13 protein-coding genes are annotated in these 15,886 nt (G+C 69.9%); 8 read left to right on the top strand and 5 right to left on the bottom strand.

Annotation, left to right across the window (positions count from 1 at the left end; all coding sequences use genetic code 11):
- Positions 1-5 precede the first annotated feature (5 nt).
- Together AB0B64_RS56680 and mptB are read left to right on the top strand one after the other, a co-directional pair.
- Positions 6-896, top strand: a complete 891-nt coding sequence (locus AB0B64_RS56680; protein WP_358203901.1) for an NmrA/HSCARG family protein — start codon at positions 6-8, stop codon at positions 894-896.
- Between the two features lie 150 nt (positions 897-1,046).
- The gene (gene mptB / locus AB0B64_RS56675; RefSeq protein ID WP_358203896.1) at positions 1,047-2,699 is read left to right on the top strand and encodes a polyprenol phosphomannose-dependent alpha 1,6 mannosyltransferase MptB; all 1,653 of its coding nucleotides are present in this window, start codon (positions 1,047-1,049) and stop codon (positions 2,697-2,699) included.
- Here the strand turns inward: mptB and AB0B64_RS56670 are convergent.
- Complete coding sequence (locus tag AB0B64_RS56670; RefSeq protein ID WP_358203890.1) at positions 2,581-5,067, bottom strand: hypothetical protein; 2,487 nt, start codon at positions 5,065-5,067, stop codon at positions 2,581-2,583. The two genes, mptB and AB0B64_RS56670, sit on opposite strands and share 119 nt — an antisense overlap.
- Before the next feature lie 201 nt (positions 5,068-5,268).
- Here AB0B64_RS56670 and AB0B64_RS56665 point away from each other — a divergent pair, with 201 nt between their 5' ends.
- The 4 genes from AB0B64_RS56665 (at position 5,269) to serS (ending at position 9,194) form a co-directional block, all read left to right on the top strand.
- The gene (locus tag AB0B64_RS56665) at positions 5,269-6,468 is read left to right on the top strand and encodes a glycosyltransferase 87 family protein (protein WP_358203883.1); all 1,200 of its coding nucleotides are present in this window, start codon (positions 5,269-5,271) and stop codon (positions 6,466-6,468) included.
- Between the two features lie 21 nt (positions 6,469-6,489).
- Entirely contained in the window at positions 6,490-6,906 is a 417-nt protein-coding gene (locus AB0B64_RS56660) for a DUF4446 family protein (RefSeq protein WP_357961020.1), read from the top strand.
- A 63-nt stretch (positions 6,907-6,969) separates the two neighbouring features.
- Positions 6,970-7,890, top strand: a complete 921-nt coding sequence (pheA, locus tag AB0B64_RS56655; RefSeq protein ID WP_357961023.1) for a prephenate dehydratase — start codon at positions 6,970-6,972, stop codon at positions 7,888-7,890.
- Between the two features lie 41 nt (positions 7,891-7,931).
- Positions 7,932-9,194 (top strand): serine--tRNA ligase, encoded by a 1,263-nt coding sequence (serS, locus tag AB0B64_RS56650; protein WP_357961026.1) that lies wholly within the window; start codon positions 7,932-7,934, stop codon positions 9,192-9,194.
- A gap of 46 nt (positions 9,195-9,240) precedes the next feature.
- On the opposite strand, the gene AB0B64_RS56645 is transcribed toward serS, so the two are convergent.
- Together AB0B64_RS56645 and AB0B64_RS56640 are read right to left on the bottom strand one after the other, a co-directional pair.
- The gene (locus tag AB0B64_RS56645; RefSeq protein WP_358203871.1) at positions 9,241-10,188 is read right to left on the bottom strand and encodes a hypothetical protein; all 948 of its coding nucleotides are present in this window, start codon (positions 10,186-10,188) and stop codon (positions 9,241-9,243) included.
- Between the two features lie 418 nt (positions 10,189-10,606).
- A complete protein-coding gene (locus AB0B64_RS56640) occupies positions 10,607-10,810 on the bottom strand; it encodes a cold-shock protein (protein ID WP_043619750.1) in 204 nt (67 codons plus the stop codon).
- 223 nt (positions 10,811-11,033) lie between these two features.
- Here AB0B64_RS56640 and AB0B64_RS56635 point away from each other — a divergent pair, with 223 nt between their 5' ends.
- Positions 11,034-11,840, top strand: coding sequence for an HAD family hydrolase (locus AB0B64_RS56635; protein WP_357961032.1), 807 nt, complete (start codon positions 11,034-11,036; stop codon positions 11,838-11,840).
- Here AB0B64_RS56635 and AB0B64_RS56630 read toward each other — a convergent pair.
- On the bottom strand, positions 11,831-12,346 hold the full coding sequence (locus AB0B64_RS56630; RefSeq protein WP_225301362.1) for a bacterial proteasome activator family protein: 516 nt from the start codon (positions 12,344-12,346) through the stop codon (positions 11,831-11,833). The two genes, AB0B64_RS56635 and AB0B64_RS56630, sit on opposite strands and share 10 nt — an antisense overlap.
- Before the next feature lie 5 nt (positions 12,347-12,351).
- Entirely contained in the window at positions 12,352-13,308 is a 957-nt protein-coding gene (locus AB0B64_RS56625; RefSeq protein WP_357961035.1) for an NAD(P)H-quinone oxidoreductase, read from the bottom strand.
- 114 nt (positions 13,309-13,422) lie between these two features.
- Here AB0B64_RS56625 and AB0B64_RS56620 point away from each other — a divergent pair, with 114 nt between their 5' ends.
- Positions 13,423-15,687, top strand: a complete 2,265-nt coding sequence (locus tag AB0B64_RS56620; RefSeq protein ID WP_358203860.1) for an AAA family ATPase — start codon at positions 13,423-13,425, stop codon at positions 15,685-15,687.
- Positions 15,688-15,886: the final 199 nt, after the last annotated feature.

The raw sequence follows: 15,886 nt of genomic DNA, 5'->3' as shown, positions 1-15,886 counted from the left end.
GAGTCATGAACAGCACCCTCGACAAGACCGTCCTCGTCACCGGCGCCACCGGGAACCAGGGCGGCGCCACCGCCCGCCACCTGCTCGCCGACGGCTGGCGGGTCCGCGCTCTCGTCCGGGACGAGAGCGCCCCCGCGGCCGTCGCGCTCGCCGCCGCCGGCGCCGAGCTCGTCCGCGGCGACCTGGACGACCGCTCTTCCATCGACGCGGCGGCCCGCGGCGTGTACGGCATCTACAGCGTCCAGTCCGCGAACGACAACGAGATCGCCCAGGGCAAGAACGTCGCGGACGCCGCCAAGGCCGCGGACGTACGGCACCTCGTGTACTCCTCGGTCGGCGGCGTCGAGAGCCAGAACAGCTTCTACGTGGAGCACGGATGGGGCGCCATCGACAAGTGGCAGATCGAGGAGCGCATCCGCGAGCTGGGCGTGCCCGCGACGATCCTGCGCCCCGCCGGGTTCATGGAGGACTTCACCAGCCCGGCCCGGTTCTTCCAGAACGGCTCGCTCAACGTGCCCTGGGACGACGACCTGGTCATGCAGCTCATCGCCATCGACGACACCGGAGCCTTCGCCGCGCTGGCCTTCGCGGATCCGGACGCTTATCTGGGGCAGGCGATGGAGATCACCGGCGACCGGCTGACCGCCCCGCAGATCGCCGCCGCGCTCGGCAAGGCGGCCGGGCGCCAGATCCCGCACACCCGGATTCCGCTGGACGTCCTCTGGGAGCACGACTCCGAGGTGGCGAAGGTCTTCACCTGGGCGAACGAGACCTACTACGACACCGACCTTGAGCCCCTGCGCAAGGCCAACCCCGCCCTCACGGATTTCAGCACCTGGCTGGACCGCTCGGGCAGGGCGCGGCTCCTGGCGCAACTGGACTCCCAGCCGGCCTGACTGGGCTCGCCCACCGTCACTGGTCCGCCGTCACTGGCCTCGGCAGGCCGCCTGCTGGGGTCCCTCGCCAGGTGGAGCGAGGGGCCGTCGACGCAGGCGGCCTGGCGGGCTCGGGCCTGAGCGTTCCGGCGAGTGTGCTGGAATTTGCGGGTGACTTCGGAGACGCGGCGCGGAAAGGCGCCAGGACGGCTCGCCCAGTCGGCCACGGCGGCGATCGGTGCCTCGGTTCTGCTGACGATCGCCATCAGCCTCCTCGGCCCGTCCGTCATGGTCCCTGCCTTGAGTGGCCCCGCCTGGCAGCCGCCGTACTCCCTGAACGTGCACCCCGCCCCCCACCTTGTGGTGGGGCTCGGCGCGGCGGCGATCGTGCTCGGGGCGCTCGGCTCGCTGGGCCTGCTGCTCGCCCTCTCTCGTGCGTCCGCGCTACCCGCCAACTCCTCGCCCGCCAACTCCTCGACCGCCACCTCCTCACCTGTCACCCCCTCACCCGCCGCCCCGCTATCCGCCAGCGGCGGATTCACGTCGTTCGGCGGTGGTCAGTGGTCGTTCGGCGGCGGTCAGTGGTTGCCGGATCCTCGGTTGCTGGTGCGTCTCGGCTGCCTGGCCGCCGCGCTGCTGGCGTTCCTGCCTCCGTCGGGCTCCGGCGACCACCTCAACTACGCCGCCTACGGACGCATGGTGACGTTGGGCGTCAACCCGTACACCCACGGAGCCGTCGACCTGCCCACCGATCCCATCGCCCGCGCGGTGGAGGCCCCCTGGCGTGAGGAGCCGAGCGTCTATGGCCCGGTGGCGACGGCCGTGCAGGCCCTGGCGAGCTGGATCGGCGGCGACTCGCTCCGGCTGACCATCTTCGTCCTGGCGCTGGTCAACGCGGCGGCGTTCATCGCGACGGGCCTGCTGATCGACCGTTTCACCCGGGACGATCCCGCCAGACGGCTGCGGGCGGCCCTGCTCTGGACCGCCAACCCGCTGCTGCTCTACCAGTTGGTCGCCGGTATGCACGTCGACACCCTGGCCATCGCCTGCATGGTCGCCGCCCTCCTGGCCCGGAGCCGCCCGGTCGGCTCCGGGCTTCTGCTCGGCCTCGGCGTGGCGGTGAAGATCAATGCGGGCCTTGTGGCGCTCGGCCCCGCTTGGGAGCTGCGCCGGCGGCCCGCCCGCCTGGCCCTGATGGCGGGCACCGCGCTGGCCGTGGTGGTCGTCGGCTACGTGATCGTCGGTTCCGAGGCGATCGGCCCGATGACCCGTACCAGCAAGTCGATCTCGCTGGCCTCGTTCTGGAAACTCGTCCAGGGCTGGCTGCAGTCGATCGTCGGCGCGGGCAGCGCCTACCGGGGCGAGATCCAGATCGGCTCGCTGCTGGTGCTCGCCCTGGTGGCGTGGTCACTGTTCCGCCTGGTGTCCAGGCGCGAGGGCTACCAGGGCTATGCGGATGCCCACGGGCCGGTCGGGCTGAGTGCCCCCGTCGTGGGCGCCGTGATCGTCATCGCCTACCTGTTCGCGACTCCGTACATCCTGCCCTGGTACGACGGCCTGGCGTTCGGGATGCTCGCCCTGATCGGGGCGTCGGCGCTCGACGGGCTGCTGTTCACGCACCTGCTCGTGCTGTCCCTGGCGTACCTGCCCGCCCGTGTCCTCGACGGTGTCATGCCGCAGGATCTCGACTGGCTCCGTACGGTGGTCAGGTCGCGGATCGCTCCGTGGGCCCTGTTCGCGCTGACGGCGGCTCTGGTGTGGTGGTCGTGGCGAGCTGCAAGGCGCGTACGGACGCCGCGAGCGTCAACGGCACCGCCACGGTGAGCGCCATGGCCGGGATGGCGATGCCCGAGTCGTTGATGAGGAACCCGATGAACGCGCACGTCAGCGCCCCGAACAGGCCCGCCCGGAGCGTCGGCGCGAGCGCGTACGCCTGACCGAGCGCCGGAGCACCCCAGCGGGACGGCCGGTTGAGGACCCAGAAGAGGAACGCGAGCGCGACCAGCGTGAGCAGCGTGAGAGACCAGTTCCCGACGGTGACGCCGATCATCGCGCTGAACTTGCGCCCGATCACCGTCCACGCCTGACCGTCGATGATCTGCTGAACGAAATTCCCCAGATGGGTACGCTGCGCCGCCGGCCGCAGCCAGTCGAACAGCGAGATGCCCCCGATGAGCACCGCCCCCGCCACCCCGACCAGCAGCAGCTTCACGACCGAGACCCGCCGCCCGGCGAGCAGGATGAGGAAGACGGCCAGCCCGATCACGAAGGCCGGGACCCCGCCGAAGTCCGCCCCCCACGACGGCCACCCATCGGCGAACACCGCCAACGCCCCATACGCCCCGCACACCAGCACCGTCACGAACCTCGACACCCTCCTCCGGAGCAGCCACTGAGCGACTCCGGCCAGCGCGAGCACGGTCCCCGTCGCGTACACGGCGAAGGCGATGTTGGAGAACCCGTAGAACCGCCCCCCGGTGACAGGCTCGTAGCCGGTCACGGCGTTGACCTGCAACTTCGAACCGGTCATCACGTCGATGAGCAGGGCGACGGAGGTGATGCCCGCGACCACGGTCAGGGGCCCGAGCACGTGCGTCCGCCACGGCCCTGCGAAGGCCAGCCCGGTGATCAGCGCGGCGAAGGCGAGGATGGTCACGATCACGCCGAGCATCGGCAGGGGGAGGGCCCACCACGGCACCAGCTGCGCCAGGAACGTCGAGACGGCGATGGACCCACTCACCACGGCCACGACCTGCACGACGGCCAGCAGCCGAGAAGCACTCGCCGCCTCGTACCCCGGCAGAGCCCCCGCCGACGGCCCTCCAGCGTCACCGTGAGTCCCTGCGGAGGTGGGTTCCACGGCCCCGGCCTCAGCAGATGCGGCTATACCGGACCCGCTCTCAGCGGGCCGGGCGTCAGCGGACCCGCCCTCAGCGGCCCTGGCCACATCGGACTCGCTCTCGGCGGACCCGCCCTCAGCGGGCGTCGCCTCACCGGACGCGACTCCCGCAGGCGTGGCGTCGGTGGTCGTTTCCCCGGCGGAGACGGCGGCGGAGCGGCGACGGCGGCGCAGGGCCAGGGCGGCGAAGGCGTAGAAGAGCAGCTGTAGCGTCACGAACACCGCGAAGAACGGCCCCCGGACCTCCCGAAGCACCTGGCTGGCCAGGTCGCTGTCCGACAGCTCGTTGACCGTGTCGACGGGTGGGGCCGCGCTCGCCGTACCGTCGGTCTGCCAGGCGCGCCCGACCACCTCGCGCGGCGCCTCCAGACCCAGCAGTTGGATCGCGGTGGCGGTCAGGTCGGTGATCGTTACCAGGGCGTCCTGGCGGGTGGAGGTCGCCGTCAGGAAGCCGTGCTGGTACGGCCGCCCGCTCGGGGAGGGGCCGGTGGCGATGGCGGCGTGGAGGTGGGGGTCCGGGGTGATGTCGGAGACGCCCGCCACCAGGACGGTCGTGTCGCCCGGCAGCCTGACGAGCAGGTCGCCGATGCGGCGGTCCGCCTGCGCGGCGGCGGCCTGACGCGTCGCGGTGGGGAGTGGGGTCGGCACGCCGTGCTCGTCGAGCGGCTGGTGGGCCCAGGCATCGGCCAGGTCGGCGGCGTCCATGACGATCAGGTTGTAGGGAGTCGGGTCGCTGAAAGCTTCCGGCGTGTCGACGTATGTGGCGACTTTTCCGGTCGCGTCGGCGGCGGCCACCGCGGCGCCCGGCCCGATGGCGGCGACATGGCCGCCCGAGGACGTGACCAGCTGGCCCAGGGTGCCGAGCCGCGCGTCGTACCCGGTCTCGGCCTGGTACGCGGCCAGCTCCGACCAGCCCGGAACCGTGGCGCCCCCGCCGCTGACCTGGGGCGTCGGGACAGCTGGGCACCCACGCTCGGGCGTCCCGGCCCGCTGGCCCGCCGACACGGTCAGCCACCCGGCTATCGGGCAGGTGATGCCGCGGTCAGGCGGTGGCACGGCGCGCGTGGACAGCGACGCGGAGCCGCCGTGGGCGACCAGCTTCCACAGGTTGGGGGTACGGGTTTCGTCCAGGTCACTCCACTGGAGCCCCGGCACCCCGATGAGCGCCACACGGCCCCGCGCGGACGACGTCGAGGGGGAACTGAAACCGGATGCTGAGGCTGCGGCGGCCGGGCCGGCGCCGAAGAGGGGCGTCAGGACGGTGGCGAGGAGCATCGCGACAAAGACCAGCACGGCCGGACGATGGCCGCGACGTCCGGGGGCTTCTTGAGACAGCCGGGCGGAGCCTTCTTGAGGCAGTTGTCCAGGCGATTCTTGCGGCATGGGAGGGCGGTCCGAGGTGGGGGAGGCCGCGCTGAAGGTGGCGTGCGGCATGTGCGGGACCCCCAGTATCGACGCGCTCGATCAACAACAGCCACGGTAACGTGCCACACCGTGACAGGTGGCAGGGCGACGACGATCCGGCGGCAGTGGTGGGCGTGGGCGATTGCCGCCCTGGTCATCGCGGTGGCCGTCGCACCGCTGGTGCAGCAGTGGCTGACCAATCCCGACGACCAGCGGCTGGTCGATCTGGACGTGTACCGGACCGGCGGGCAGATGATCCTCGACGGCCGGGCCGTCTACGAGTTCGCCACGCCCGCGCCTCAGCTGCTGCCGTTCACCTACCCGCCGGTCGCGGCGATGCTGGCCGTCCTGCTGGCCAAGATGTCCTGGGAGACCGCCCAGTGGGTGTGGACCGCCGGGGTCTTCGTGTCGCTGGCCGTCGTGGTGGCGTACTCCTTCAGAGGGGTGCTGTCGGCACACCGCGAGGGGTGGGCGCGGTACGCGCCGTGGCTCTTCGCCTTCCTCATGGTGGCCTGCACGTACTTGATGCCGATCCGCGACCAGGTCCGGTTCGGGCAGGTGGACATTCTGCTGGTCGCCTTGTGCCTGGCCGACTGTGTGGCCAGGAGGCCGTGGTGGCCTCGGGGGTTCCTGATCGGGCTGGCCACGGCGGTGAAGCTCACGCCGGGCGTCTTCCTGATCTACCTGCTGGTGACGCGGCAGTGGCGGACGTTCTTCATGGCGGCGTTCGCCGCGGCGCTGCTCACGTTGCTGCCGTTCGTGGTGATTCCGCAGGATGCGGCTGATTTCTGGTTCTCCGCGCTGTTCGATCCCAATCGGCTCGGCGCGAACGCCGCCACCACCAACCAGTCGATCCGCGGCATGCTGATCCGCCTGTACCTGCCCGACGCGGTGACGTCCGTGATCTGGATCGCCCTGGTGGCGGTCGTGGGCTGGTACGGCTTCCGCGGGGCGCGGGCCGCCTACCAGGCGAAGGACCCGATCACCGCCGTCGCGCTGGTCGGGCTCATGGCCGTGCTGCTGTCCCCGGTCGCCTGGATCCACCATCTCGCCTGGGTGGTCGTGGTGCTCGGGGCGATCGTGGGTGACGGGCGCGATCCGGTCAGGGTGCGGGTGGCCGTTGGGGTGTGGTTGTACTACGTGCTGCCCATTCCTTGGTGGGGCGTGGCGTTGAAGGTGGCGGGGGTGCCGGTGCTCGACAAGATCGTGCAGGACGGCTACGGACTGGGCGCGCTGGGTCTGGTCTGGTTGTTGGTCTCCTGGTTGCCGAAACGGCGCGACGTGGTGTGACAAGCGATTACCCTCTGTCACGTGCTGATTACCGTATGGGTCATGGTGGGGCTCGTTGCCGGGGTGAGTGGCGTAGTCATTGGCTACAGAGCGCTCAAGCAGGCCAGGGCCGCTCTCGACGAGTGCCGGGAGACGCTGGTCATGCAGACGAGCGAGGGCAAGGGCGATCTCAAGGCCATCCGGGACGTCGCCGTGTGCCGTTACGACGCGCTGGAGGAGATGACCGGGCGGTTGTCGTTCTCGATCGCGATGATCAACGGGCTGGGCGACGGCATCGTACTGACCTCGATCAACGGACGAACCGAGACCCGCACCTATGTACGCCCGGTGGTGAGCGGCAAGGGAGAGGAGCCGCTGTCTCCGGAGGAGGAGCAGGCGGTGCGAGCCGCCCGGCTGGGTCACGGGCCGCTGATCGACGCGCAGGCGGCCCGATGGTAAACGGCGGACGTTAAGGAGAGGAAAGGTCCGCACTACCCCGCTACCTGCGGATACTTTGTAAGCATGCCCAGACTCGCCTATCTCGGGCCGGAAGGCACCTTCACCGAAGAGGCCCTGCGGCTCCTGGCGCCCGAAGCCGAGCGTCTGCCCCGCGCCAACGTCAGCGCCGCCCTGGCCGCCGCCCGTAATGGGGAGGCCGACGGCGCGGTCGTCCCGCTGGAGAACTCGATCGAGGGTGCGATCACCACGACGCTCGACGAGTTCGCCTGGGGCGAGCCGCTGCTGATCACGGCGGAGCTGCTGCTGCCGGTGCGTTTCTCGCTGCTGGCCCGGCCCGACACCGAGATCGTGCACATCAAGCGGGTCTACACGCATCCCGCGGCCATCACGCAGTGCCGCGCGTTCTGCGCCCGGGAGTTGCCCGACGCGGTCGTGGTGGCGGCGCCTTCGACGGCCGCCGCGGCTCAGGAGGTCGCGCTGCCCGGCTCGCCGTACGACGCGGCCATCGCCGCGCGCATCGCGGGCGAGCACTACGGGCTGGTGGAGCTCGCCGACGACATCGGCGACCGCAACGACACCGTGACGAGGTTCGTACGGGTGAGTCGTGGGGGAGAGTTGCCCGCGCCGACCGGCTACGACCGCACCACGCTCGTCGTGTTCCTGGCCGACGACCACCCGGGCGCGCTGCTGGAGATGCTGACGGAGTTCTCCGTACGCGGGGTCAACCTGACCCGCATCGAGTCGCGGCCCACCGGAGGCGGCATCGGCCGTTACTTCTTCCACTTCGACTTCGAGGGACACGTCGCCGACGCGCGCGTGGGCGAGGCGATCTCGGGCCTGCACCGCATCTGCGGCGACGTGCGCTTCCTGGGCAGCTACCCGCGTGCCGACGGTGTCGCGCCGCAGATCAAGAAGGGCACGGCCGACCCGGAGTTCGCCGAGGCGGGCGAGTGGCTGGCGCGAATCCGCGCCGGACGCATCTAATCCTGAGGCGGGCGGTAGCCGGGCGCCGGTAGCCTTTATCCGTGATTGACCTGCGTACCCTTCGTGAGCATCCCGACCGGCTACGGGCCTCGCAGCGTGCCCGCGGCGAGGACGACTCGATCGTCGACACGCTGCTCGACCTCGACGAGCGCCGCCGCGCCGCGCTGACCTCGTTCGAGTCCCTGCGCGCCGAGCAGAAGAGTCTGGGCAAGTCGGTCTCCAAGGCGCAGGGCGACGACAAGGCCGCGCTGCTTCAGCGGGCCAAGGACCTGGCCGGCCAGGTCAAGGCCGCCGAGGCGGAGGCTGAGACGCTGGGCGCCGAGCTCGACGAGCTCGTGCAGTCGGTGCCCAACATCGTCGACGAGGAAGCGCCCCACGGCGGCGAGGACGACTATGTCGTGCTCGAGACCCATGGCGAGCCCCGCGTGTTCGACTTCGAGCCGAAGGACCACCTGGAGCTGGGCGAACTGCTCGGCGCCATCGACATGGAGCGCGGCGCCAAGGTGTCCGGCTCGCGGTTCTTCTTCCTCAAGGGCGTCGGCGCGCGGCTGCAGCTCGGCCTGCTCAACATGGCCATGCAGCAGGCGATCGCCAACGGGTTCACCCCGATGATCACTCCGGTGCTGGTCAAGCCGGAGACCATGCAGGGCACCGGCTTCCACGTGGCCCACGACAAGGAGATCTACCGCCTCCCCGAGGACGACCTCTACCTGGTCGGCACCTCTGAGGTGGCGCTGGCGGGCTACCACGCCCAGGAGATCCTGGGCGGCGACGAGCTGCCGCTCCGCTACGCGGGCTGGTCGTCGTGCTTCCGCCGCGAGGCCGGCTCCTACGGCAAGGACACCCGCGGGATCATCCGTGTCCACCAGTTCGACAAGGTGGAGATGTTCTCCTACGTACGTCCTGAGGACGCGCGCGAGGAGCACCAGCGGCTGCTCGCCTGGGAGCGGGACATGCTCGCCAAGATCGAGGTGCCCTACCGCGTCATCGACACGGCGGCCGGAGACCTGGGGATGTCGGCGGCACGCAAGTTCGACTGCGAGGCGTGGATCCCGACCCAGGGGCGCTACCGGGAGCTGACCTCCACGTCCAACTGCACCGAGTTCCAGGCCCGTCGGCTGGGCGTGCGTTACCGCGACAAGGACGGCAAGCCGCAGCACCTGGCGACGCTCAACGGCACGCTGGCGACCACCCGCTGGATGGTCGCGATCCTGGAGAACCACCAGCAGGCCGACGGCTCGGTCGTGGTGCCCGAGGCACTGCGCCCGTATGTCGGCCTCGACGTCCTGGAGCCACCCAAGTAAACCCACTGCCGGCTCAGGCGATAGGGGCCTGAGCCGGCTCAGGCGGTCAGTAGGTGGCCGTGCGGCGATATAGGTCGCGTCTGATGAGCGCGCCGCTCGCCGCCACCACTCCCGCCGTCATGACGACAGCGGCCCCCACCGCCACGGCGTACGAGCCCGGCATCCCGTGGGCCCAGCCGTAGAAGGGCATGTACACGGCCGCGTACACCAGCGGCGCCGCCCCGAACCCGACGGCCACCGCCACACCCCTGGCCTGCCCGGCGATGGCGACGAGGAAGCAAACCATGGCCCCGAGCACTGTCACGTCGGCCGCCGGATCGCTGTCCGCCCCGAGCATGGCGTACAGCCCCACGCACACCACCAACGCGGACACGGCGTAGACGCCGCCGAGCCGCCGCATCCCCGTCCCGACGGCGCCGAGCAGCATCAGGGCGGCGAGGACCAGCGCCACGCGCTGTTCGGGGTCCAGGTTCGCCGTCTCGTCCCCGGTGAACGCGAGCGGCTCCGGCCATCCCACCCGCCGCCACGTTCCTTCTACGTCCCGTACGAGCACGCCGTCGAGCCCGTTGGCGACGACCACGACATGACCTCCGGGCCGAGCCTGTACGGCCAGCGCCAGAGACTTGGGGCCGCCCGTGGAGTACCGCCTGGCCAACCGGTCGTACTGATCGTCCGACAGGCTCCAGGAGGGCCGCCACGTCTTGCCCCCGTCGTCGGACTCGGCGACCGCCGGCCGCCCAGGGAGCACCCGGTAGCACCGCTGCGCCTGTCCGGGGACGCAGGCGGCGGTCTGCGGCGGCCGCACCTGTCTGCCGTAGTACTCGGACCAGGTGACCCCGCCGTCCACGGAGGAGATCCCTGTAGCAGCGCCTTGATCGCGGCCGGCGATCAGCACGATGATCTGATCTCCGTCCACCTGTACGGAGCCGACGGCGGAAGGCGGCTCAGCGGCCGCCGCCATGGCGAACAGGGCCAACGGCACAATCGCCGCCACCCGCCACCGCTCCGGGGGCCTCTTCAGCCGTTCGGGGAACCCCCTCAGACGCTCCGGAAATCCAGCCAGACGCTCCGAGAGTCCCAGAAGCCACCAGTGATCCGCCCGACGCTCCAGCGGCGCTGTCAGGCGCTCTGAGGGGCTTACCAGGCTCCTCCGGTGAGCACGCCAGGCCGGCAGGGGCTTGAACAGACGGTCGGTGAGTACCAGTACGAACACGGCGACCAAGGTCGCTGGGTGACATAGCCACGCGTACCTCATATATGGGCCGATGGCGGTGGAGGATCAGTGGTTCGACGGCTGTGTGAGTTGAGTCACACCTGTGACCGGGCTGTCACCACAGCGCGTGTCGAGGCCCAGGAACGCGAAAGACCGAGGCCCGCTGGAAGCGAACCCCGGTCTGTCTCGCTGCTACAGGTCAGATGGCACGGACCTGCGAGGCCTGGGGCCCCTTCTGTCCCTGCGTGATCTCGAACTCGACCCGCTGGCCGTCTTCAAGGCTGCGGTAGCCGTTGCCGACGATCTCGGAGAAGTGCACGAACACGTCCGGCGCACCGCCGTCCGGGGCGATGAAGCCGAAGCCCTTCTCGGCGTTGAACCACTTGACGGTTCCCTGAGCCATAAAAGCTCTCCCTCAGGATGTGAATCTATGGGACCCGCACCTCGCGAGTCCCGGTGTGTCGTACAGCAAGCACCCGGGGTGGCTCAGACAAAGTCATGCTGGTTTTCACTACGGGATCAGCTAATACAACGCCATCACATCTAACACCATTCTGGCGCGTTGGTGTTCCCGTCCCTAGGAAGATTTCTGGCCGGCGGCATGACCGGGCAAACTGGAACCTGTTATGCGAAGCCTTGCAACGCCGCGTCTTGTGGCCACCGACCTCGACGGAACCGCTCTGCGGACCGACGGAACCGTCTCTCCCCGTACGGCAGCGGCGTTCGCGAGAGTCGAAGAAACTGGTGCCGTCCTCGTGTTCGTCACGGGTCGCCCGCCTAGATGGATGAGCAGTGTGGCGGGTGCGGTGCGTCACCGAGGGTTGGCAATCTGTGCAAACGGTGCGTTGATCTACGATCTGCATACCGAACAGATAGTGGAATCTCACCTCATCACGGTCGAGGTACTGGAGCAAGTCGTCGCTCAGCTAAGAGCGAACGTGCCCGAACTCGCATTTTCGGTCGAGTATGAAGGTGGTTTTGCGCATGAGTCCGATTTCCCACTCGGTGGTTGGGACAGCAAGGCCATCGGCGGCCTGCGCGTCGGCGCGGCGACGCTGACCTCACGACCCTGCGCCAAACTGCTGGCCCTGCACCCGAACATGGCTCCCGACCCGCTGCACGAGGCCGTGTGCGGGCTCGTCGGACACCTGGTGACCCCCACGCACTCCAGCGGCCGAGGGCTGATCGAGATGAGCGCCCATGGTGTGACGAAGGCCACGGCCCTGGCCGCGCTCGCCGAACAGTATGCGATCAAGCCATCACAGGTGGTGGCGTTCGGTGACATGCCGAACGACCTGCCCATGCTGGGCTGGGCTGGTACGTCCTACGCGGTCGCCAACGCGCACCCTGACGTACTGGCCGCCGTGGACCATGTGACGGCGGCCAACAACGACGACGGTGTCGCGCTCGTACTCGAAGAGCTTTACAGGTAGGGGCCAGAGCCGCCGTGCGGCCGCTGTGAGTCGTCACCGTGGGGCACGCCGGGCAGCGCCCTGCGCATCTGCTCCAACTGGGCGCGCGCCGCCATCTGCTGCGCGAACAGCGTCGTCTGGATGCCGTGGAACAAGCCTTCGAGCCAGCCCACGAGCTGGGCGTGCGCGATGCGCAGCTCGGCCTCGCTGGGCGGCGTGCCGTTCTCGTCGGTGAAAGGCAGCGACAGCCGCTCCAGCTCGTCGACCAGTTCGGGGGCCAGGCCGTCCTCGAGCTCCTTGATGGACGACTCGTGGATCTCCTTCAACCGCTTACGGCTGGCCTCGTCGAGAGGAGCCGCCCGGACCTCTTCGAGAAGCTGCCGGATCATGCTGCCGATGCGCATCACCTTGGCGGGCTGCTCGACGAGGTTCGTCACCGAGCGCTCATCCTCGCCGTTATCGCCCTGACCCTGGAAGTCCGGGCCCACCACCACGATGTGGGGGGTGTTGTTGTCCTCAGCATTCATAACACTCACCGTACTAGCAGGATTTTGCCGATGTGCTGTCCCGATTCCATCATTCGGTGCGCCTCCGCCGCCTCCGCCATGGGCACCTCCGCGTACACCACAGGGCGGACGGCACCCGCGCTGATCAGCGGCCACACGTTGTCGACGACGCCGCGCACGACGACGCCCTTCTCATCGGCCGGGCGGGCGCGCAGTGTGGACCCGTGGACGGACGCCCGCTTGCCCATCAGAGCGCCCAGGTCGATCTCGGCCTTGGCGCCGCCCTGCAGTCCGATGATGACCAACCGGCCGCCCGTCCGGAGTGCCCGGATATTTCTGGACAGGTATTTGGCGCCGATGATGTCGAGGATCACATCGGCCGTCACCCGCTCGGCGAAGTCCTCCTCGTGGTAGTCGACCGTCTCGTCGGCGCCCAGCTCCTTGAGGCGCTCCAGCTTCGCCGCCGACCCGGCCGTCGCGGCCACCCGCGACCCGAACGCCTTGGCCAGCTGGATCGCGAACGTCCCGATCCCGCTCGCCCCGCCGTGCACCAGCAGCGTCTCGCTGCGCCGCAGCCGGGCGGTCATGAACACGTTGGACCAGACCGTGCACGCCACCTCGGGCAGCCCGGCCACCTCGACCAGCCGTACGCCCTCGGGCGCGGGCATCACCTGCTGCCACGGGACGGCCACCCGCTCGGCGTAGCCACCCCCGGCCAGCAGCGCGCACACCTCGTCGCCCGGTGTGACATGTTCCACGTCCTCGCCGATCTCGGCCACCACGCCGGAGACCTCCAGACCCGGGTACGGAGGCGCGCCGGGCGGCGGATCGTAAAATCCTTGGCGTTGGAGGAGGTCGGCCCGGTTGACCCCGGCGGCCACCACGTCGATGAGGACTTCCCCCCGGTCAGGACGTGGATCGGGTACCTCCCGCCACTCCAGAACCTCTGGTGGTCCGGGCCTGGTGATCTCGATGGCTCGCATGCAATCACCGTAGCCGGGCAAGGAAGTTATAGGTTGGCGACCACTGCCGCGAGTCATGGCGTTAACCTGCAATGTATTTGCTGCCCCTTTACACCCACCAGGGGGAGAAACACGGTGGCAAGACACGATCGAGAGGAATCTCTCGAGGAACAGCTGGCCTGGCTGGACGCGATCAAGGAGACGGAAGAGGCTCCGATCTCGGTCAGCGCCTCTGCCTCGGAGGACTCCGTCGCTTCGCCGTACCCCCAGGACCCTTGGCTCTCGGTGCCGACCCAACACGAGACGCCGACGCCGCTGTTCAGGGCCGCGGTCGACTCCGTGTACGGCACGCCGCCCGCGGAGGACCTCGCCGACGGGGGGAGTTCGCCGTCCGGCACGAGGGACCTCGGCAAAAAGGACATCGGGACGAAGGACGACGTCCAGCCCGTCTCGCCACCGGTGAGCCTGGGCAAGGCCGACGACGGGTTCCTGGCGCCGCTCAAGCCGCTGCCCCGGCCCGACGACACCGACTCCTACTCGCTGCTGTCGTTCCCGGAGCCGGCGAAGAAGCCGGCGGTCGAGGAGGCGGAGGAGGAGACGAAGTCCGCCTGGCCCGTGCCGCCGGAGTGGTCGCGCCCGGCGGAGACGTTCGACGAGCCGCGCCCGGCCGAGAAAGCCGAAAAGGTCGAGGAGCCTCCTCAGGGCACCTTCGAGCCGCCCCCGGAGGACGCCACGGAGCCACGGCTGGAGGTCCCGCTGACCTTCGACAAGCCGGTGAGCTTCGACAAGGCAGCGAGCTTCGACACGCCGCCCGCGTTCGACCCGCCTGCCTTCGACAAGCCCGCGTCCGAGAAGCCCTTGTTCAACAAGCCGGGCTTGGACAAGCCGCTGAGCTTCGATCTGCCGCTGAGCTTCGACAAGCCACCGGCCGTCGAGAAGCCCCCGGCCGTCGACCAGCCGTCCGCCTTCGACAAGCCGTCGGCTCTGGACAAGCCGTCGGCCCTCGACCAGCCGTCGGCCCTCGACCAGCCGTCGCAGCCGCGCGCGTTTGAGGAGCCCCGCGCCTTCGAGGAGTCGCGGACCCTCGACGAGCCGCCCTCCCGTGCCTTCGACGAGCCGAAGCCGCCGTCCCGGCTGTTCGACGAGCCGAAGCCGTACGAGCGGGACCGCGGTTACGAGCAGGACCGCTCCCATGAGCCTGAGCGTTCCTTCGAGCAGGACCGTTCCCACGAGCAGGACCGCTCGTGGGACCGGCCGCGCACCTACGACCAGGACCGCGCCTACGACCAGGACCGCGCCTACGACCAGGACCGCGCCTACGACCAGGACCGCGCCTACGAGCAGCCGCGCCCCTTCGAAGCGCCGCAGCCGCGCGCCTTCGAAGAGCCAGAGCCCCCCGCTCCGCGCCGCCGCCCCGCCCCCGTCCCGGTTTTCAACGCCCCGCCCCGCCCTCCGATCACCGGCAGGCCCACGGCCGACAGCCTCGACCCCGAGTCGCTCCTGCGCGGCCGCCGCAACGCCCCCTCCAAGGGCTGGCGCCGGCTGATCTACAAGGCGTCGGGCGGCTGGATCAAGCCGGGCGAGCCGCCAGAGGTCCGTCGCCGCCGTGAGCTGCTGGCCAGGGCCCGCACCCCGGTCGCCACCGGTCACCACCGCGTGGCCGTACTGAGTCTCAAGGGCGGTGTGGGCAAGACCACGACCACGGTCGGCCTGGGCGCCACCCTCGCCGCGATGCGCGGCGACCGGGTGATCGCGGTCGACGCGAACCCCGACCGCGGGACGCTGTCCGACAAGCTCACCCTGGAGACCTCGGCGACCGTACGCGACCTGCTCAACGAGAGCGACCAGGTCAAGAGGTACGTGGACATCAGGGCGTTCACCTCGCAGGCGCCTTCGCGGCTGGAGGTGCTCGCGTCGGACCGCGACCCGTCGGTGTCCGAGGCGTTCAGCGGCGCCGACTACCAGGCCGTCTCACAGGTGCTGGAGAACTTCTACTCGATCTGCATCACCGACTGCGGCACCGGCCTGCTCCACTCGGCCATGGGCGGCGTGCTCGGCCTCGCCGACCAGATCGTGCTGGTCAGCTCGCCCTCGGTGGACGGTGCCAGGGCCGCGTCGGCGACGCTCGACTGGCTGGAGGCGCACCACTACGGCAACCTGGTCAGGGAGGCGACCGTGGTGCTCTGCAGTGTCCGGCCGCGCTCGAAGTCGGCGGTCGACCTCTCCAAGCTGGAGGCCCACTTCGCGGCGCGGTGCCGCGCGGTGATCCGCGTGCCGTACGACCCGCACCTGGAGGAAGGCGCCGAGATCGACCTCGAACGCCTCCAGGAACCGACCAGGGAGGCCTACCTACAGCTGGCCGCCTGCGTCGGCGACGGATTCGCCGCACAGGGGGAATGAGCGCCGGGCCGGCCGCCATCCGTCACACGCGCAGAACGGTGACCTGGCGGCCGGACGGTGTGGCCGCCTGCTCGAATCCGCCTCGTTCTTTCCAGGATGGGGCCTCGGGGCGCCGGTCGAAGATCACCAGCACGCCGGTGGTGAGGGTGAGGCGGTCCAGGTATCGGTCGAGCTGCGCGAGTCCGTCAGGCTTAGGGTC

The organism is Nonomuraea sp. NPDC049129, from assembly GCF_040648495.1.
Taxonomy (GTDB): Bacteria; Actinomycetota; Actinomycetes; order Streptosporangiales; family Streptosporangiaceae; genus Nonomuraea.
Note: the sequence above shows the minus strand (reverse complement) of the source record. Positions and strands in the feature narration are given on the sequence as shown.

Coding starts and splice junctions, on each gene's coding strand:
- AB0B64_RS56680 (WP_358203901.1), top strand. CDS start 6: ATGAACAGCACCCTCGACAAGACCGTCCTCGTCACCGGCGCCACCGGG.
- pheA (WP_357961023.1), top strand. CDS start 6,970: ATGCCCAGACTCGCCTATCTCGGGCCGGAAGGCACCTTCACCGAAGAG.
- AB0B64_RS56630 (WP_225301362.1), bottom strand. CDS start 12,346: ATGAATGCTGAGGACAACAACACCCCCCACATCGTGGTGGTGGGCCCG.
- AB0B64_RS56625 (WP_357961035.1), bottom strand. CDS start 13,308: ATGCGAGCCATCGAGATCACCAGGCCCGGACCACCAGAGGTTCTGGAG.
- AB0B64_RS56635 (WP_357961032.1), top strand. CDS start 11,034: ATGCGAAGCCTTGCAACGCCGCGTCTTGTGGCCACCGACCTCGACGGA.
- AB0B64_RS56640 (WP_043619750.1), bottom strand. CDS start 10,810: ATGGCTCAGGGAACCGTCAAGTGGTTCAACGCCGAGAAGGGCTTCGGC.